This is a genomic window from Ensifer adhaerens (assembly GCF_002940685.1).
GTDB classification, from domain to species: Bacteria; Pseudomonadota; Alphaproteobacteria; order Rhizobiales; family Rhizobiaceae; genus Ensifer; species Ensifer adhaerens_E.
Window position 1 is genome coordinate 434,506 of record NZ_PNFP01000001.1, and the last position, 18,537, is coordinate 453,042.

Annotated in this window: 14 protein-coding genes; 11 read left to right on the forward strand and 3 right to left on the reverse strand. The window is 63.8% G+C overall.

Annotation, left to right across the window (positions count from 1 at the left end; genetic code table 11):
* Positions 1–24 precede the first annotated feature (24 nt).
* Positions 25–1,725, reverse strand: a complete 1,701-nt coding sequence (locus tag C1A35_RS02230) for a long-chain fatty acid--CoA ligase (protein WP_104662722.1) — start codon at positions 1,723–1,725, stop codon at positions 25–27.
* A 336-nt stretch (positions 1,726–2,061) separates the two neighbouring features.
* On the opposite strand from C1A35_RS02230, the gene C1A35_RS02235 reads away from it, so the two are divergent.
* From C1A35_RS02235 to C1A35_RS02275, 8 genes are all read left to right on the forward strand, one after another.
* A complete protein-coding gene (locus C1A35_RS02235) occupies positions 2,062–3,297 on the forward strand; it encodes an MFS transporter (RefSeq protein WP_104662917.1) in 1,236 nt (411 codons plus the stop codon).
* Positions 3,298–3,484: 187 nt separating this feature from the next.
* A complete protein-coding gene (locus C1A35_RS02240; protein WP_104662918.1) occupies positions 3,485–4,645 on the forward strand; it encodes an AI-2E family transporter in 1,161 nt (386 codons plus the stop codon).
* Between the two features lie 319 nt (positions 4,646–4,964).
* Complete coding sequence (kdpF, locus tag C1A35_RS37240; RefSeq protein ID WP_057248082.1) at positions 4,965–5,051, forward strand: K(+)-transporting ATPase subunit F; 87 nt, start codon at positions 4,965–4,967, stop codon at positions 5,049–5,051.
* Between the two features lie 81 nt (positions 5,052–5,132).
* Positions 5,133–6,842 (forward strand): potassium-transporting ATPase subunit KdpA, encoded by a 1,710-nt coding sequence (gene kdpA / locus C1A35_RS02255; protein WP_104662723.1) that lies wholly within the window; start codon positions 5,133–5,135, stop codon positions 6,840–6,842.
* Between the two features lie 13 nt (positions 6,843–6,855).
* Complete coding sequence (gene kdpB, locus C1A35_RS02260; protein WP_104662724.1) at positions 6,856–8,973, forward strand: potassium-transporting ATPase subunit KdpB; 2,118 nt, start codon at positions 6,856–6,858, stop codon at positions 8,971–8,973.
* A 2-nt stretch (positions 8,974–8,975) separates the two neighbouring features.
* Complete coding sequence (gene kdpC / locus C1A35_RS02265) at positions 8,976–9,545, forward strand: potassium-transporting ATPase subunit KdpC (RefSeq protein WP_104662725.1); 570 nt, start codon at positions 8,976–8,978, stop codon at positions 9,543–9,545.
* 22 nt (positions 9,546–9,567) lie between these two features.
* Entirely contained in the window at positions 9,568–12,264 is a 2,697-nt protein-coding gene (locus C1A35_RS02270) for a sensor histidine kinase (protein WP_104662726.1), read from the forward strand.
* Positions 12,261–12,953, forward strand: a complete 693-nt coding sequence (locus C1A35_RS02275; protein WP_104662727.1) for a response regulator — start codon at positions 12,261–12,263, stop codon at positions 12,951–12,953. Before C1A35_RS02270 ends, C1A35_RS02275 begins: the two co-directional genes overlap by 4 nt.
* A gap of 34 nt (positions 12,954–12,987) precedes the next feature.
* Here the strand turns inward: C1A35_RS02275 and C1A35_RS02280 are convergent, their stop codons facing one another.
* Together C1A35_RS02280 and ampC are read right to left on the reverse strand one after the other, a co-directional pair.
* Entirely contained in the window at positions 12,988–14,202 is a 1,215-nt protein-coding gene (locus C1A35_RS02280; RefSeq protein WP_234822710.1) for an alpha/beta hydrolase, read from the reverse strand.
* A 243-nt stretch (positions 14,203–14,445) separates the two neighbouring features.
* On the reverse strand, positions 14,446–15,618 hold the full coding sequence (gene ampC / locus C1A35_RS02285) for a class C beta-lactamase (RefSeq protein WP_104662728.1): 1,173 nt from the start codon (positions 15,616–15,618) through the stop codon (positions 14,446–14,448).
* Positions 15,619–16,142: 524 nt separating this feature from the next.
* On the opposite strand from ampC, the gene C1A35_RS02290 reads away from it, so the two are divergent.
* The 3 genes from C1A35_RS02290 (at position 16,143) to C1A35_RS02300 (ending at position 18,521) form a co-directional block, all read left to right on the forward strand.
* The gene (locus tag C1A35_RS02290; RefSeq protein ID WP_077962498.1) at positions 16,143–16,394 is read left to right on the forward strand and encodes a glycine zipper 2TM domain-containing protein; all 252 of its coding nucleotides are present in this window, start codon (positions 16,143–16,145) and stop codon (positions 16,392–16,394) included.
* A gap of 17 nt (positions 16,395–16,411) precedes the next feature.
* Entirely contained in the window at positions 16,412–16,762 is a 351-nt protein-coding gene (locus C1A35_RS02295) for an EF-hand domain-containing protein (RefSeq protein ID WP_104662729.1), read from the forward strand.
* A 403-nt stretch (positions 16,763–17,165) separates the two neighbouring features.
* Positions 17,166–18,521: a DUF3300 domain-containing protein gene (locus C1A35_RS02300; protein ID WP_104662730.1), complete on the forward strand. Its 1,356-nt coding sequence runs from the start codon at positions 17,166–17,168 to the stop codon at positions 18,519–18,521.
* Positions 18,522–18,537 lie beyond the last annotated feature (16 nt).

Consider the following 18,537-nt stretch of genomic DNA (forward strand, 5'->3'; position numbering starts at 1 on the left):
AAATCGTTTGAATTTTGCAGTAGTTTACCCGCGCAGATCCTTGCGCAGGATCTTGCCGACATTGGTCTTCGGCAGTTCGGTGCGGAATTCGACGAACCGCGGGCGCTTGTAGTTGGTCAGGTTGGCGGCGCAATGGCGCTTGACCTCCTCTTCCGTCAGCGAGGGGTCCTTCCTGACCACGAAGAGCTTCACCGCTTCGCCGGAATGCTCGTCCGGAATGCCGATCGCCGCGCATTCGAGGATGCCCGGATGGGTCATCGCCACCTCCTCGATCTCGTTCGGGAAGACGTTGAAACCCGAGACCAGGATCATGTCCTTCTTGCGGTCGACGATCTTGACGAGACCGTCGGCGTTCATGAAGCCGATGTCGCCCGAGCGGAAGAAGCCGTCCGGCGAGATCGCCTTGGCGGTTTCGTCCGGGCGCTGCCAGTAGCCGGCCATCACCTGCGGACCACGGATGCAGATCTCGCCGACCTCGCCGATCGCCAGCGTGTTGCCCTGGTCGTCGCGGATTTCCACGTCGGTGGACGGGATCGGCATGCCGATCGTGCCGGTGAATTCGGTTGCGTCGAGAATGTTGGCTGTTGCCACCGGCGAGGTCTCCGACAGGCCGTAGCCTTCGGCGATCGAGCAGCCGGTCATCTGTTTCCAGCGCTCCGCCACCGGACGCTGGATCGCCATGCCGCCGCCAAAGGTCAGCATCAGCGACGAGAAGTCGAGCTTCTGGAACTCCGCATTGTTCATCAGCGCGTTGAACAGCGTGTTGAGGCCCGGGAAGATATTGGTCTTGTACTTGCCGAGTTCCTTGACGAAGCCCGGAATGTCGCGCGGATTGGGGATCAGGATGTTGTTGCCGCCGGTGGCAAGGCCCATCAGCGAATTCACCGTCAGCGCGAAGATATGGTAGAGCGGCAGCGCGCACATGAAGACGAGATTGTCCGGCCGGGCGCGCGAGCGGAACGCCGTCTGAAACCAGATTTCCATCTGCGCCATGTTCGACAGCAGGTTCGAATGGGTGAGCGTCGCGCCCTTCGAGACGCCCGTCGTGCCGCCGGTATATTGCAGGAAGGCGACGTCGCTGGCGGCGACGTTGGGCTTCGTCAGCTTGGCTCGCCCGCCCTTGGCAAGGACGTCCTTGAACGAAAGGTGTCCGGGGATCGACCAGGCGGGAACCAGCTTCTTGACCCGGCGGACCACCAGATTGACGATCGCGCCCTTCAGGCCGAGCATGTCGCCCATGGTCGCGACGACGACGTGCTTGACCGAGGTCTTGTCGACCACCTGCTGCACGGTGTGCGCGAAGTTCTCCAGAACGAAGATCGCCTTGGCGCCGGAATCGGTGAGCTGGTGCTGCAGCTCGCGCGGCGTGTAGAGCGGGTTGACGTTGACGACGGTGAAGCCGGCCCTGAGGATGCCGTAGACGATGACCGGGTTCTGCAGGATGTTCGGCATCATCACCGCGACGCGGTCGCCCTTGGCAAGGCCGAGCGATTGCAGCCAGGCGCCGATTTTGGCGGACTGGGCGTTGAGATCGGCAAAGCTCAGCGTCTTGCCCATGCAGGTGAAGGCCGGGCGGTTCGAATAGCGGGCGACGGCATGGTCGAAGAATTCGCCGATCGACTTGTAGGGCAGGGGGCCAATTTCGGCGGCTATTCCGGGTGGATAGGATTTCAGCCAGATCTTGCCTGGGCTGATACCCGTCTGTTGTGCGCTGACTTCCGCCATGACCTCTCTCCCTCTGGTCGCCACAGGCTGGCCTGATCGCGGCCTGAGAAAATCCCTCCAGATCCTCTCATGCCGATGAAGATGATGCTTTTGCGACACCTCTTCAAGCTGAGATTCGGGATTATATAACTTTGACGTAAACGTCAACTGAGCTTACGGTTAACAGGCGCCGGCGACCCTCGCGGAAAAGTATGACGAGAACCGCAAAAGCTTTGCCTGCCGCGGGAAAAACCTGTATTGCATTGCAGCATATCGCTGTTGCTCCAATTCAACATCCGCCGACATATCCCCCAGATTTTTCTCCGGCCGCAAGGCCCGGCGACACTGGCCATTGCCATGAGTGAACCCATGTGTGACGAAGCCTTCTCCTCTGCCGTCGATCCGCGCCGGGCCCGCGTTTCCGCCGCCGAAGTGGCGCTCGCCGTCGGCGGCTTCGGGATCGGCACCGGCGAATTCGCGATCATGGGACTCCTGCCGCAGGTTGCCGAAGACGTATCGGTTTCGGTGCCCCAGGCCGGCTGGGTCATCAGCGCCTATGCGCTCGGCGTCGTCGTCGGTGCGCCGTTGATCGCGGTGCTCGCCGCCCGCTTCTCGCGCTTCCGGGTGCTTTTGGTCCTGATGCTGGTTTTTGCGATCGGCAATTTTGCGAGCACGATCGCTCCGGATTTCTACACGCTGATTGCCGCGCGCTTCTTCGCCGGCCTGCCGCATGGCGCCTATTTCGGCGTGGCTGCGCTGGTGGCCGCCGGCCTTGCGGCGCCGAACCAGCGGGCCCGCGCCGTCGGCCGGGTAATGATGGGGCTGACCATCGCCACCCTCTTCGGCACCCCGCTCGTCGCCTGGTTCGGCCAGGCGCTCGGCTGGCGCTCCGCCTTCGCGATCGTCGGTGCCATCAGCCTCCTGACCATGGCGCTCACCTTCGTCCACGTGCCGAGGGACAAGGGCAACCCGAAGGCGACGCCGCTTCGCGAACTGGGTGCGCTCGGCAAGTTGCAGGTCTGGCTGATGCTCGGTATCTGCGCCATCGGCTGCGGCGGCATGTTCGCCGTCTTCAGCTACATCACGCCGGCACTGACCGAGGTCGCCGGTGTTTCGCTTGCCAACGTGCCAATCATGCTTTCGGTCTTTGGCGCCGGCATGATCCTCGGCAACATCGTCGGCGCGCGGCTTGCCGACTGGGCGCTGCTGCCTGCGATCGGCATCGCCATCGTCTTCAACATCTTTGCCTATGTGCTCTTCTATTTCACCATGGGTAATCCATGGATCGCCATCGTCAACGTCCTCTTCATCGGCGGCGGCTTTGCCGTCGTTCCGGGCGTGCAGACGCGGCTGATGGATGTCGCGGGCGAAGCTCAGACCTTGGCCGCGGCCCTTAGCCACTCCGCCTTCAATCTCGCCAACGCACTCGGCGCCTGGCTGGGCGGCGTTTCGATCGCGGCGGGTTACGGCTGGACCTCCACCGGTCTCGTCGGCGCGGTTCTCGGCGTGGCCGGCTTCGGTATCTTTCTCGCCTCGGTCTTCGTCGATCGCGCACAGCCTGCCCGTATGGCTGCAAAACCTGCGGCGGAATGACCGGCCCATCGAAAGAAGGCCGGAGGCTCCTGTACCCTCCTAAATTTTTCTGTCATGTCCCGCCGCTAGCGTCGATCTTGGCCCTGAAACTACCGTAAAGCAGGGGCAAAGGGCGGCGCTTGGGCGTCAGACAGGCTGGCAAGGCCTCGGGATTGTTGTAAGCTCGTCGAAAGACGGAGGATCATTGGTGCAATTGGGCAATCGTGAACGAGAGAATTTTGTCGTGGAGCCGAGGCTCCTCGGGCAAACGGCTATTTCGCGCCACGCCCTGGTCGGCCCCATGACCGCAGCCCGCTGGATGCTGGTCTTCGTTCTGCTTGCCGGCGTCTACTTCTTCCATGGTTTCGTCGTGCCGGTGCTGGCCGCCGTCGTCATCGGCTTTGCCAGCTGGCCGATTTATCGCCGGCTGCTTGCCGGCGTGAACGGCAACCGGACGCTGGCCGCCAGCATCGCGCTTGTCTGCGTCATTTCCTTCATCGTCGTCCCGATCTCGATCGCGGCCGTTTATGCGGTCGACGAAGTGCGCGACTGGGTCGTCTGGGCCGTCGAGACCAATGCCAACGGTGCCGTCGTGCCCGCATGGCTGTCGAGCATTCCGATTGCCGGTGTCTGGCTTGGCGAGCAATGGGTCAAGCATATCGGCCACCCGGGCGCACTCGGCGAACTGGTCCAGCTTGTCAGCGGTTCCAACATCGGCAACATCTACCGCGGCGTCCTGGTCGTCGGTGCCTCGACGTTCCATGCCTTCCTGACGCTGCTGTTCATGCTGATCACGCTGTTCTTCGTCTATCGCGACGGACAGTCTTTCTCCGGCCAGCTCGATCGCCTCGGTGAGCGCATCTTCCCGATGCGCTGGGAACGGCTGTCGCGGGTCGTGCCGCTGACGATCAGCTCGACCGTGACCGGCATGGGCATCATCGCCATCGGCGAGGGTATCGTGCTCGGTGTTGCCTATTGGCTCGCCGGCGTGCCGTCGCCGGTAACCCTTGGCATCATCACCGGCCTGATGGCGCTCATCCCCGGCGGTGCGCCGCTCTGTTTCACCCTGGTTTCGGTCTATCTTGTCGCCAGCGGCTCACCCATTCACGGTCTGGCGCTGTTCACCTGGGGCACGACCGAACTCTTCATCGTCGACAAGACGCTGCGCCCGCGCCTCGTCGGCGGCCCGATCAAGCTCCCCTTCCTGCCGACCTTCTTCGGCCTCGTCGGCGGGGTGAAGACCATGGGTTTCCTCGGCCTCTTCGTCGGCCCGGTGCTGATGGCGCTGCTCGTCGCCATCTGGCGTGAGTGGATGCGCGAAGTCGCCACGCCCACCGAAACGGGCGTCGACCACATTATCAAGGGCTGACCGCACCCTCGATCGGCCGTCGGCATCCGGCGGCCGGCCGGCTCGGCTCCCTGAAGCGCCAGGCGTTTTCCAGCCAGGCAGATCTGCGCGCCGGGTGCCACCCGCTGCCGGTGACCAGCCCGTCAGGCGTCTTTATCTTTTCCTTACGCCTCCTTCCGACCATCGCAATCGATAATTGACCCGCTGCGGGTCCAAGATCCGGACCTCAACAGTCCGGAGAATTTGCATGTCCGATGTTCTTTTCCTCGCCGCCGGCATCGGCGGCTTTGTCGTGTTTGCGCTTTATGCGCGCGCGCTGAGCCGGCTTTAGGAGGGCGTTATGTTCGAAGCCCTGATCGGTCTCGCCGTCGCCGTAGCACTTGCGGCCTACCTCGTCGTCACCCTCGTTCGCCCGGAACGGTTCTGACGCTCTAGCCAACCAGAAGAGGTCACGGTGAGTTTGGGCCGACGCGGCCCAAAGTCGTTGTGATCCAGCGGAGAAATCCTCATGTCTATCATCGGGTGGCTGCAGATCAGCCTCCTCTTCATCGCCGTCCTGATCGTCATCAAGCCATTGGGGCTTTACATGGCGCGGGTCTTCTCCGGTGAACGCAACGTCTTTTCGCCCGTCCTCGGCCCCGTCGAGAGCGGCCTCTATCTCGCCGCCGGCGTCGATCCCAAGAAGGAACAGGGCTGGCTCGCCTATACGATGTCGATGCTCGCCTTCAGCCTCGTCGGCTTCGTCTCGCTCTATGCGATCCTGAGGCTGCAGGCCTATCTGCCGATGAACCCTCAAGGGTTCGCCGGCATGCCTTCCGATCTCGCCTTCAATACGGCGGTGAGCTTCGTCACCAACACCAACTGGCAGAACTACGGCGGCGAAACCACGCTCAGCCATTTCAGCCAGATGGCCGGCCTGACGGTGCACAATTTCGTCTCGGCTGCGACCGGCATCGCCATGGCGCTCGCCGTCACTCGCGCCTTTGCCCGCTCCAACGCCTCGACCGTCGGCAATTTCTGGGTCGACCTCACCCGTTCGACGCTCTACGTGCTTCTGCCGATCGCCGTCGTCATGGCCCTTGCCATGGTCTGGTCCGGCCTGCCGCAGACCTTCAACGCCGACCTGACGGCAACGACGCTCGAAGGCGCCAAGCAGACGATCTCGGTCGGTCCGGTTGCGAGCCAGGAAGCGATCAAGCAGCTCGGCACCAATGGCGGTGGCTTCTTCAACGTCAACGCCGCCCATCCGTTCGAGAACCCGACGGCGTTCTCCAACTACCTCAACATCTTCTCGATGCTGTCGATCTCGGCAGCGCTCGTCTACACCTTCGGTCAGATGGTCGGTAACCGCCGCCAGGGCTGGGCCTTCATCGCCGTCACCGCGATCCTTTTGATCTCGGGCGTCGCCGTCGTCTACTGGGCGGAAGCCCAGGGCAACTCGATCCTGACCGCACTCGGTCTCGATGCGGCCCAGGGCAACATGGAAGGTAAGGAAGTCCGCTTCGGCCAGGCAATGACGGCGCTCTACGCGGCGGTCACGACCGGCCTGTCGGACGGTGGCGTCAACGGCATGCACGGTTCGTTCACCGGTCTTGGCGGTCTCGTGCCGATGTTCCTGATGCAGCTCGGCGAAGTTCTGCCCGGCGGCGTCGGTTCCGGTCTCTACGGCATGGTCGTCTTTGCGATCCTCGCCGTCTTCGTCGCCGGCCTGATGGTTGGCCGCACGCCGGAACTGCTCGGCAAGAAGATCGAGAGCCGCGAGATGAAGTACGCGATGTTCGCGGTCCTCATCCTGCCGGTGACGATCCTCGGCTTCACATCCGTCTCGGCCATGCTGCCCTTCGCCGTTGCGAGCGTAGGTACGGCGGGCCCGCACGGGCTGTCGGAAATCCTCTACGGCTTTACGTCGGCGGCCGGCAACAACGGCTCGGCCTTTGGCGGCCTCACCGGCAATACGCCCTGGTACAACACCACGCTCGGTCTCGCGATGCTGCTCGGCCGCTTCGCCTATGCCGTTCCGGTGATGGCGATCGCCGGCTCGATCGCAGTCAAGACCCGCGTGCCGGCCTCCAAGGGCACCTTCCCGACCGACACGCCGCTCTTCGTCGGCCTGCTTGTCGGCATCATCCTCATTCTCGGCGGGCTGCAGTTCTTCCCGGCGCTCGCTCTTGGTCCCATCGTCGAGCATTTCTCGATGCTTGCCGGTCAGACCTTCTAAAGGAATTCGACACATGTCTTCCAAACCAGTCGCTCCTAGTCTTCTGGACCCGGCCATCCTCCTGCCGGCGATCAAGGCGGCGTTCGTCAAGCTCGACCCGCGCCAGCTCGTGCGCAACCCGGTGATTTTCGTCACGGAAGTGGTTGCGGCCGTGGTCACCGCTCTCTTCATCCGCGACATCGCCACCGGCACCGGCAGCCCGCTCTTCTCCGGGCAGATCGCCGCCTGGCTGTGGTTCACGGTGCTGTTTGCCACCTTTGCCGAAGCCGTCGCCGAAGGGCGCGGCAAGGCCCAGGCCGACAGCCTGCGCCGTACCAAGTCCGAGCTGACGGCGCGCAAGCTCGTCTCCGCCGAAGGCCGCGAGACCCAGACGATCCCGGCGACTTCGCTGAAGGTCGGCGATCTCGTGCTCGTCGAGGCAGGCGAACTGATCCCCGGCGACGGCGAGGTTGTCGAAGGCGTCGCCTCGGTCAACGAAAGCGCGATCACCGGTGAATCGGCGCCGGTCATCCGCGAATCCGGCGGCGACCGCTCGGCCGTCACCGGCGGCACGCAGGTGCTTTCCGACTGGATCAAGGTCCGCATCGGCGTGGCACCTGGCAACACCTTCGTCGACCGCATGATCGCGCTGATCGAAGGCGCCCAGCGCCAGAAGACCCCGAACGAGATCGCCCTGTCGATCCTGCTTTCGGGTTTGACGCTGATCTTCCTGGTGGCCGTCGTCACGCTCTGGGGTCTTGCCGGTTATTCCGGTACCGTTCTCTCGGTCACCGTGCTTGCAGCCTTGCTCGTAACCCTGATCCCGACCACCATCGGTGGCCTGCTTTCGGCCATCGGTATCGCCGGCATGGACCGTCTGGTGCGCTTCAACGTCATCGCCACCTCCGGCCGCGCCGTCGAGGCCGCCGGCGACGTCGATACGCTGCTGCTCGACAAGACCGGCACCATCACGTTCGGCAACCGTATGGCCGCCGACTTCATGCCGGTGCCCGGTGTCAGCGAAGCGGAACTTGCCGATGCGGCACTGCTCGCGAGCCTCGCCGACGAAACGCCCGAGGGCCGCTCGATCGCAGCGCTCGCGACCGGTGAGTTCGGCCGCCAGGCGCCCAATGTCTCGCTCCCCGAATCGGGCAAGGGCGAGGTCGTGGCGCTTGCCGTCGGTGGTGGCGCCAGCCAGGCTGGCGCAACGCGGATCGACGCTGTCATCCCGTTTGCCGCGGAAACGAGGCTCTCGGGCGTCGACTTCGGCGGTCGCCGGCTGCGCAAGGGCGCCGTCGACTCGATCCTGAAGTTCACTGGCATCCGCGACGAGAACGTGCCGAGCGAGTTTCGCCGCGCCGTCGACCAGGTGGCGCGCACCGGCGGCACGCCGCTTGCCGTCGCCGATGGTCCGCGCCTGCTCGGCGTCATCCACCTGAAGGACGTCGTCAAGCCGGGCATCAAGGAGCGCTTCGCTGCTCTTCGCGCCATGGGTATCCGCACCGTGATGGTGACGGGCGACAACCCGGTGACCGCTGCGGCGATCGCGTCGGAAGCCGGTGTCGACGACTTCCTTGCGGAGGCAACGCCTGAAGACAAGCTTGCCTACATCCGCAAGGAGCAGCAGGGCGGCCGCCTGATCGCCATGTGCGGCGACGGCACCAACGACGCACCGGCACTCGCCCAGGCCGACGTCGGCGTCGCCATGCAGACCGGCACCCAGGCTGCCCGCGAGGCCGCCAACATGGTGGACCTCGATTCGAGCCCGACGAAGCTCATCGAGATCGTCGAGATCGGCAAGCAGCTGCTGATGACCCGCGGCTCGCTGACGACGTTTTCGATCGCCAACGACGTGGCAAAGTACTTCGCCATCATCCCGGCGCTGTTCATCACCACCTATCCGGCCCTTGCCGCGCTCAACGTCATGGGCCTTGCTTCGCCGCAATCGGCGATCCTGTCGGCTGTGATCTTCAACGCGCTGATCATCGTCGCGCTGATCCCGCTGGCGCTGAAGGGCGTCAAGTACCGGCCGGTGGGTGCCGCAGCGCTTCTGCGCCGCAACCTCCTTGTCTACGGTCTTGGCGGCATTCTCCTGCCTTTCGCAGGCATCAAGCTCGTCGACCTTGCCGTCAACGCACTCAATCTGGTGTAACCATGCTGAACCAAATTCGCCCCGCCATCGTGATGATCGTGCTTCTGACCGCGATCACCGGCCTTGCCTATCCCTTTGCGATCACCGGCGCGTCGCAGGTGCTGATGCCGGCACAGGCAAACGGCAGCCTGATCGAGAAGGACGGTACCCTCATCGGCTCCGAACTGATCGGCCAGAACTTCACCTCCGACAAATATTTCTGGCCGCGTCCGTCCGCGACCGGGCCGGAGGCCTACAATGCCGGCGGCTCGAGCGGCTCCAACCTCGGAACCACCTCGGTCAAGCTCAGGGATCGCGTTGCGGCCGATGTCGAGCGCCTGAAGGGCGCCGGCTTCACCGGTGAAATTCCCGCCGATGCGGCAACGACCTCCGGGTCCGGGCTCGACCCGCATATCACCCCGGCCTTCGCTCAGGCGCAGGTCGCCAGGGTTGCCAAGGCGCGTGGTCTCAGCGAAGCGGACGTCGCCGCTTTGGTCGACAAGGCGACCGAGGATCGGCTGTTCGGGGTCGTAGGCGAGCCGCGCGTCAATGTGCTAGAACTCAACCTGGCCCTGGATGCGCCCCGAACCTGACACCGCACGCCTGAGACATTGAATGCCCGAAAGTGATCGCGACGCCAAGAGTCGCCCCGACCCAGACGCGCTATTGGCCCTTGCCGCGCAGGATCGCCGAGGAAAACTGACCGTTTTCCTCGGCGCCGCGCCCGGCGTCGGCAAGACCTATGCGATGTTGTCGCGGGCCCGGCGGCTGAAACAGGATGGGGTCGATATCGTCATCGGGCTGGTCGAAACCCATGGCCGCAGCGAGACAGCGGCACTTATCGATGGACTGGAGATCCTGCCGCGCCGCGATGTGAACCATCGCGGCCGCATGCTTTCCGAGTTCGACCTGGACGCAGCGCTTGCGCGTCGGCCGAAGATTATCGTCGTCGACGAGCTGGCCCACAGCAATCCGGCCGACAGCCGGCACCCGAAGCGCTACCAGGACATTGAAGAACTGATCGCGGCCGGCATCGACGTCTGGACCGCGCTCAACATCCAGCACCTGGAAAGCCTTTCCGACGTGGTTGCGCAGATTGCCGGCGTGCCGGTGCGCGAGCGGGTGCCGGATACGGTGCTGAAACGTGCCGATGAAGTGTTGCTCGTCGACTTGCCGCCGGCCGAATTGATCGAGCGCCTGAAGGAAGGCAAGGTCTACCTGCCGGACAGTGCCAAGCGCGCCACGGATCGCTTCTTCCGGCTCGGCAACCTGACGGCACTGCGCGAGCTGGCGCTTCGCCGCACGGCCGACCGGGTTGACGACCAGATGGTCGACTATCTCAAGCAGAACGCGATCGAAGGCGTCTGGGCAAGCGGGGAGCGCCTGCTTGTCTGCATTGGTTCAGATCCCTTGTCGGAGAAGGTGGTCCGCACGGCGAGCCGGCTCGCCGAAGGCTTGAACGCTCCCTGGATCGTCGTCTTCATCGAGCGTGCCGACCGCGAAAGCGGCGACGGCGACGACGTGCGCCGGCTTGACGAGACTTTCCGTCTTGCCGAACAGCTCGGCGCCGAAACCCGCCGTATTATCGGCAACGACTTCGTCGAGGAAATCCTGAAGCTCGCGCGCCGGGAACACGCGACGCAGATCGTCATCGGCGCGCGCCGCCAGCCGTTCCCGATGCGGCTGTTTCGCCAGTCGCTTCCCGACGCCTTGGCCGAGCGCGTGTCCGGCATCGGCATTCACCTTGTGACCGATCGCGAGGCGGTGCCCGTCAAGCCGCGATCGAAGATGAAACGGACGCTGCCGCCGGGAACCGGGCGGGCCATCGGCATCGCCGCCGGGTCGGTCGTCGTCTCGACCGCCGTTGGCCTGCTGCTTGGCCGTTTCGTCGTCCTGCCCAACATCTCGCTGCTTTATCTGCTCGCAGTGCTGGCCTCGGCGACCTATGCCGGTCACATCGCAGCGATCGCGGCGGCGTTGTTTTCGGTGCTTGCCTACAATTTCTTCTTCATCAAGCCGACCGGCACCTTCACGATCGCCGAGCCGCATGAGGTGTTCGCGCTCGTGATCTTCCTGGTCGCGGCTGCTCTTGCCGGCAGCCTCGCCTCGCGGGTGCGTGAGCAGGCGAAATCGGCACGCCAGCGCGCGGCCGCGACCCAGGCGCTTTACGACTTTTCCCGCAAGCTCTCCGGCACGGCCAAGGCCGACGACGTGCTCTGGGCGGCGGTGACGCAGATGCAATCGACGCTGAAACGCAGTTCGGCGCTGCTTCTGCCTGAGGACGGAGACCTGCAGCTGAAGGCGGCCTGGCCGCCGGATACCGAACTCGACGTCACCGACATCATGGCGGCGCGCTGGGCGATGGACAAACGTGAGCCGGCCGGCAACGGCACGGGCACGCTGCCGAACAGCCCCTTCCATTTCCGGCCGCTGACGAGCCCGCACGGCGTCGTCGGCGTCTGCGGCTTCGTCCAGGCGGACAAGCCGCTGGAGATCAACGAGGAGCGGGCGCTCGCCGCAATCCTCGACCAGACGGCGATCGCCGTCGACCGGGCGCGCCTTTCGCGCGAAAGCCTCGACCAGGCGGCAAAGCTCGAAGGCGAGCGCTTTCGCGCCGCTCTTCTGTCGTCCATTTCGCACGATCTGAGGACCCCGCTTGCGACCATCACCGGCGCCGTCACCAGCCTGCGCCAGCTCGGCGATCGCATGCCACCGGAAAGCCGCGACGACCTGTTGCAGTCGATCGAGGAGGAGGGCGGCCGGCTGACGCGCTTTGTCGCCAATCTGCTCGACATGACCCGGATCGAGGCCGGCACCGTCAACGCCAAGCGCGATTGGGTCGATGTCGCCGACGTCGTGCGCGCCTCCGTCGATCGCGCCCGCAAGTACTTCCCGGATCGCGAGGTCGAAACGAGCATCGCGCCCGACTTGCCCCTGATGCGCGGCGACAGCGTGCTGCTCGGCCAGGTGCTCTTCAACCTGCTCGACAATGCCAACAAATACGGCGGCGATGAGCCGATCAGCATCTATGCCCGCGCCGAAGGCAATGACATCGTGCTGTCGGTGACCGACCTCGGCAAGGGTATCCCGCCGAAGGATCTCGAGCAGGTCTTCGAGAAATTCTTCCGCCGCGGCAAGGCCGATGGCCGAACGCCGGGAACGGGGCTCGGGCTTTCAATCGCCAAGGGCTTCGTCGAGGCCATGGGCGGACAGATCAAGGCGGAAAGCCCGGCGCTCCGCCGCCGCGGCACGCGCATTTCCATGCGCTTTCCCGCTGCCAAGGCTGAAATTTCCGAAAAGGACCGTGCATGAGCGTGGAGCGCATCCTCGTTGTCGATGACGAACCCCAGATCCAGCGTTTCCTGAAGCCGGCGCTGAGCGCTGCCGGCTATGACGTCCGCGAGGCGATGACCGGCGCCGAGGCGCTGAAGGCGGCCGCGACGATGGCGCCGGATGTCGTCATCCTCGACCTCGGCCTGCCGGACATGGACGGCAAGGAGGTCATCGCCAACCTGCGCGGCTGGTCGCAGGTGCCGATCATCATTCTCTCGGCCCGCGACCGGGAAAGCGAAAAGATCGCCGCACTCGATCTCGGTGCCGACGATTACATCGAAAAGCCCTTCGGTATCGGCGAACTGACCGCCCGCATCCGCGCGGCCCTTCGCCATCGCGTCCAGATGGAAGGCGGCCAGACGCAGCTTTCCGCTGATGGCGTGGCGATCGACACGATCAAGCGTGTGGTGACGAAGGACGGTGAACCGGTCCGCCTGACGCCGAAGGAATACGACCTGCTGGTGATGCTGGCGCATCACGCCGGCCGCGTCGTCACGCACAAGACGCTGCTCACCTCGGTCTGGGGTGTCGCCCATGGCGAAGACCTGCATTACCTGCGCGTCTTCATCGGCCAGTTGCGCGGCAAGATCGAGCGTGACCCGGCCGATCCGAGGATCATCCGCACGGAGCCGGGCGTCGGCTACCGTTTCGTCGGCGACGAGGGCTGACGGCAGGTTGCCGGCAAAGACGACTCGCCGCCCGTTACTGGATCTTGACCGGCGTTGGCGTGTCGGTCGCAAGCGTGTCTCCAACGACGACCTTCTTCTTCCGCGCCGGCTGCGGGTTTTCAAGGATCGACACAGGCGCCGCGACGGTCACGGCTGCGACGTTGCCGACGTTTCTCGCCGTGCCGGCGACGACTGCGGCAATGCCGGTTCCAACCGAAATATCGGAATCGGTGAGCGTCTGCCCCGTGGCGAGCCGCTGACCGATCAGCTGAACGATTTCTGGGCTTTCGGCGAACTTTCCGTGGTGCAGGCCGTCCTCGGACTTAACCTTTGTCAGGTCGATGGCGGTGATGCCGGCTCGCTCCAGCTGGGTGCGGTAGGGTTCTGCCGACGGATCGATCGCGCCGAGACGGGAAACGTCGCCGGAGATGAAGCTCGAAAGCGCCAGCGCCCGGTCATCCTGCGAAACGAAGATCGTGAACTTCGGCCGCTTCTTGCCCATCTCGACGAACTGCTTGGCAAAGACGTCGAGATCGATATCGGGCGAGGCGAGAATGACGTTTTCGATCTTGGAGGGGACGTTGCCGTCGCGGATGCCCATCTGCCGCAGCGATTCCATCGTCAGCCAGGTGCCCATGGAGTGGGCGAGGATGGTGATGCTTTTCACCTTCGGCGCGTCGGAAAGCTTCTTCAGAATGTCTTCGAGCGCCGTGCGCGAATAGTTCGTGCTTTCCTTGTCGTAATTGTAGTCGAACACGTTGGCGCGCGAAGGCCAGGTGAAGAGAACCGGCGTCGCTTGCACATCCGAGTCATGGACGATCTGCGCCAGCCGGTAGACCGAGTCCTCGTAGCGGTTGTTGAAGCCGTGCACGAAAACGAAGGCATTGCCGCCGACATCATGCTGCAGGAACCAGGATTTGGCTTCATCGAGCGACCTGAGCTCGTTCACCCGCGTGACGGCGAATTCCTTGGCTGGATCCGGCGGCAGCTTGCGCGGCCATTGCACGGTGCCTGACTTGCGCACGGTTTCCGGCGGGATCGAGACCGCGACATCGGTGAGGAACGTGTTGGCGTCGCGTTCGCCGGAAAAGAGCGTTGCCGGGTCACCTGAAGGTTCGCGCGTGGTCGCAACAAGCATGTCGACGGTGGACGCGCCCGGGACCGGTGCGGTGAGCGCGACGGGCGCCATCACGCCCTTGGCATGGCCGCCGCAGCCAGTAAGCAGTGCCAAGGCAGCCAGCACGAACATCGTTCGTCCCCTGCCTGCGTGCCTCTCTACCGAACCTTTAAACCCCACCCACTCGAACATCGGCATCCCCACATACGCCTGAACTCGACTGCATCTGACAGCGCTTTCGCGAAACGCAGATGACAATACTCGGCGCTAATATGCAAGCAGGCGCTGATTGAAGATTCGCTATAGAGTTGTTGATGGACGTCGTTTCCCGCGCCGCGGGCTTGCCGCGACACGAGCGATGCGAACATCCCGCCGCTACTTGGCCGTCGCTTCCAGCGCCGTCAGGATTGCGTGGGCCGCCTTGATCCTCTCGGGGATCGGGACGTTGCGGTTGGCAAGCAGCACGATGCCGATCTTCTTCTCCGGCACGAAGGCGACATAGCCGCCGAAACCGTTGGTGGAGCCGGTCTTGTTGTAGAGCGTCGGGCCATCGGGGCGCTTCGGAGGATTCAATGCTTTGACCGGATTGATTTTCAGGGCCATGTCGCTGGAGTTGCCGTCGAGCAGCCGCTCCAGCGAAACCGGGTAGGGGTACTGTTCCCAACCCAGCCCCTGGACCATCTTGGCGCTGTCGAAATATCCGATATGGGTGCCTTCGATCGCCTTGCGGACAGTGCCGCCGAATTGTTCAGGCCGGATGTTGGCCTCGACGAAGCGGATCATGTCTGCCGCCGAGGACTTCACGCCGTAGGCTTCGGCGTCGAACATGCCCGGGTTGACCCGGATCGGCTTGTCCGCCTTGGCGTAACCCCACGCATAGTCTGCCATCGCGTCCTGCGGCACGGTGACATAGCTGTGCTTGAGGCCGAGCTTGGGAAAAATCTCGCTTTCGAGAAGCCCGGCGAAGCTGCCACCCATGGCCAGCGCTGCGGCGTGACCGAAAAGACCGATGCTCGGGTTGGAGTAGCCTCGGTTCGCGCCCGCCTCGACCCTTGGCTTCCATGCGCTGAAATAGGCGAGCATGTCAGCGTCGCTCTTGATCCCGTCCGGAAACTGCAGCGGCAACCCGCCGGCGGTATAGGTACCGAGTTCGAGCAGCGTCGTCTTGTCGATGGCGGTGCCGGCAAGGGCGGGCATGAACTTGCCGGGATGGTCGTCGAACGAAAGCTTTCCGAGCGCCTGCCCGTAGGCGGCGAGCGTGCCGGCAAAGGTCTTGCTGATCGAGCCCAGTTCGAAAAGCGTATCCTCGGTGACCGGCGCCTTCGTTTCCTTGGAGGCAACGCCGTAGTTCATGAAGTAGCGCTGGCCGTCGACAGTCACCGCGACGGCCATGCCTGGCACCTTGTGTTCGCGCATGATCGGGCGGATCGCCTTGTCCACGGCAGCGGCAATCTGCGCCCGGTCGCCGCTTTCGGCAAAGGCGCTTGATGCCAGGGCTGCAAGGATTGCAGTAGAAAGACCTAATTTGATTGTCGCCATTCTGTCCATTCGTTCTGTTCTCTCTTGATAGGTATGCTGTCAGTGGCGCGGGCCGTCAGCAGCGGTCGGAGGCGCCTTCCGGATCCGAACCGGTGCTTTTCCCACCCTTTGCTCCGCCAGATCATGGAGATCTGCAAGGGATGCCCGACAGGACGGGAAAGAGCTAGACGGGGCGGCTCCGCGGGGCAAACGACGATATTTCGAGGGTGCCCCTAGAAAATCTAATGGATCAAGTCTGCGCACCGGAGCGGGGCTCAAAGAGCTGAGGACGGTGAATGGCAAGGGCACTTGCGCGGCGGCGCCATAAAATCACGCGATCCGTTGTCATTGCGGGCTCTCGGGCGTAGTATTCGCCGGCAGTTTAAGGGGCCGTTGTTGCCAGACTGCATGTTTAATCCGGGAGCTGCTTCTGATCGAACAGAAGAGTCTCTCCGATTCCGGGAGCATATTCGGAAGCTTATTTACATCCGACGCCACTCAATGGCGCCTCCGCCGATCTCTATTGCAATCAGACGGCCATATTGGAGGATAAGATGAGCAAGCAGACCATAACTATCATTCTTGCCGGCGCCCTAGCCTTATCGGGGTGCCAATCGGCCTATATGTCCAAGAGCGGTTCGACCGGCAACGAATTCGGCTGCATTGCCGGAACCGTTGGTGGCGCCATCGTCGGCGGCCTGATCGGCTCGACGATCGGTTCGGGCACCGGTCAGCTTTGGGCGGTTGGTGGTGGAGCGACGCTCGGCGCTGCCGCCGGCAACGCGCTGACATGCCGCTACTATTGATCAAGGAACGGAGCAGGATGAAGAAAATCGTTCTCATGAGCGTGCTTGCGCTCGGCCAGATCACACCGGCGATCGCGCAGCAGGCTGCGACGATGAACCAGGGACAGATGAGCGCGCTCGACAGCAACAAGGACGGCGCGGTCGATCGGTCCGAGTACGAGGCCTTCATGGCGAGCGCCTTCGTCAATCTCGACAAGAACAAGGACGGAAACCTTACGGCCGACGAGACGAAACAGGCGCTGAACGCTCAGCAGTTTGCCGCCACGGATGCCAATGGCGACGGCAAGGTCAGCCGGAACGAATTTCTGGATCGGGTGATGGCGGATTTCAAAACCGCGGATCGAAGCGGCGACGGCAGCCTGAAATGATGCACGGAGCCGGTGGCGATCGCCAACGATCCGGTCGTTCGCCGCCGGTGGGGACGGGCTTCGGCCACGGCTCTCGCGCAGGCAATGGCGGCGTGCGCGCTCGGACGGCTTCATTTTCCGGTTGCAATTGCCGAGCGTTCTGTTTCTCATGTCTAAAATTCTCCGGCAGCCGTTGAGCTGGCTGCCGGTGCTCATGCCGCTCTTCCCGATTGCCCCATTCGGCACTTCCGACAGGCGTCTTGGTTTCCCATGCAAGCATCCGCCTTGCGCAAGGGGGCGTCGATGACAGCGAATGGGAATTCTCGCGATTGCCCGCCGGCCCTATGAGGCCGGCGCCGTTACGTCCAAGCCGGGGTATCTCCCGGGCTCGTTTGTTGATCGTTGTGCCTGGATAGGAGAGACCATGTTCGACCGACCTCGTTCTTTGCGCGCGCCGACGGTGGCATTGCTTGCGATGCTGTCGGGTTCGCTTGCGGTGGGGAATGCGCTGGCGCAGGAGCAGGCCGCCGCGCAGGCGCCGGCCGAAGAGGCGCCGCAACCGCTCAGCGAAGACGAACTCGAAGTCCTCGTTGCGCGCATTGCGCTCTATCCTGACGAACTCGTCGCGCTCGTGACCTCGGCTTCGCTCTACCCGCTGCAGATCGTCGAGGCGGAGCGTTTCCTCGAGACCTCGAAGACCAAGACGGACATGAAGCCGAAGGACAGCTGGGACGGCAGCATCGTCTCGCTGCTGAACTATCCGGAGATCGTCAAGATGATGAGCGACGATCTCGACTGGACCCAGTCGCTCAGCGATGCGCTCGCCTATCAGCAGAAGGACGTGCTCGTCGCCATCCAGCAATTGCGCGACAAGGCCGTCGCCGACGGCGTCATCAAGTCGGACGACAAGGTGGTGGTGAAGCAGGAGAACAACAACGTCGTGATCCAGGCTGCGAACCCGGAGAAAATCTACGTCCCGCAATACGAGCCGCAGATGCTCTACGACCCCGGCTATCAGCCGGCGCCGATCGCCTACTATCCCGAGCCCTATCCGAACTACTACTACCCGACGGCGACCTTCTTTGCCGGCGTGGTCACGGGTGCTGCCTTTGCCGCCGTCGTCGACTGGGACGATTGGGGCGTCTGGGGCGGGCGCTGGAACGGTGGCGATGTCGATATCGACTGCAACAACTGCTTCAACAACATCAACGGCAAGGTGAAGTTCAACGATATCGACTGGAAGAATGTCGACCGCAGCAAGATCAGCTTCGACAAGAACCAGTTCGCCAAGATCGATCGCACCTCGATGGAGCGGGACTTCAAGTCGGCAAAGGGCAACAACATCGCCAACCGGGCGAAGGTGGCGCACACCGACCAGATCGGCACGGCGGCAAACAGGGCCGGTAGCCGGGTCTCGGTCGACGATGTGCGCAAGAGCAAGGTCGAGGCGCGCCAGCGGGAAAATCTCGGGCGGGGCGATATCGGCTCCGGCGAGCGCAAGCCGGGCAATCAGGTCAAGGCAAGGCCCGCCGGCGCCGACAAGATCGGCAACGCCAAGCCTGCTGCCAGGGCCGATCGCCAGGTCGCCAAGCCGAAGCCGGGCGGCAAGATCGATCGTGGCGGTGGCGGCAAACCATCGGCCCTTGGTCAGGTCCAGAGCGGCCGGGTGACCAAGATGCAGTCGGACCGCGGCCGCCAGGCGCTTGGCGGCGGACAGCGCGGTGGTGGCCAGCCGCACCGCGAAATCAGGCGCGGTGGCGGCGGCGGACGGCACCGGTAACTCAAGGGGAGGAGAA

What these genes read in the sequence shown, in the direction of transcription:
- C1A35_RS02230 (WP_104662722.1), bottom strand. Translation starts at nt 1,725, where the DNA reads ATGGCGGAAGTCAGCGCACAACAGACGGGTATCAGCCCAGGCAAGATC.
- C1A35_RS02235 (WP_104662917.1), top strand. Translation starts at nt 2,062, where the DNA reads ATGAGTGAACCCATGTGTGACGAAGCCTTCTCCTCTGCCGTCGATCCG.
- kdpF (WP_057248082.1), top strand. Translation starts at nt 4,965, where the DNA reads ATGTTCGAAGCCCTGATCGGTCTCGCCGTCGCCGTAGCACTTGCGGCC.
- kdpA (WP_104662723.1), top strand. Translation starts at nt 5,133, where the DNA reads ATGTCTATCATCGGGTGGCTGCAGATCAGCCTCCTCTTCATCGCCGTC.
- kdpB (WP_104662724.1), top strand. Translation starts at nt 6,856, where the DNA reads ATGTCTTCCAAACCAGTCGCTCCTAGTCTTCTGGACCCGGCCATCCTC.
- kdpC (WP_104662725.1), top strand. Translation starts at nt 8,976, where the DNA reads ATGCTGAACCAAATTCGCCCCGCCATCGTGATGATCGTGCTTCTGACC.
- C1A35_RS02270 (WP_104662726.1), top strand. Translation starts at nt 9,568, where the DNA reads ATGCCCGAAAGTGATCGCGACGCCAAGAGTCGCCCCGACCCAGACGCG.
- C1A35_RS02275 (WP_104662727.1), top strand. Translation starts at nt 12,261, where the DNA reads ATGAGCGTGGAGCGCATCCTCGTTGTCGATGACGAACCCCAGATCCAG.
- C1A35_RS02280 (WP_234822710.1), bottom strand. Translation starts at nt 14,202, where the DNA reads ATGTTCGTGCTGGCTGCCTTGGCACTGCTTACTGGCTGCGGCGGCCAT.
- ampC (WP_104662728.1), bottom strand. Translation starts at nt 15,618, where the DNA reads ATGGACAGAATGGCGACAATCAAATTAGGTCTTTCTACTGCAATCCTT.
- C1A35_RS02290 (WP_077962498.1), top strand. Translation starts at nt 16,143, where the DNA reads ATGAGCAAGCAGACCATAACTATCATTCTTGCCGGCGCCCTAGCCTTA.
- C1A35_RS02295 (WP_104662729.1), top strand. Translation starts at nt 16,412, where the DNA reads ATGAAGAAAATCGTTCTCATGAGCGTGCTTGCGCTCGGCCAGATCACA.
- C1A35_RS02300 (WP_104662730.1), top strand. Translation starts at nt 17,166, where the DNA reads ATGTTCGACCGACCTCGTTCTTTGCGCGCGCCGACGGTGGCATTGCTT.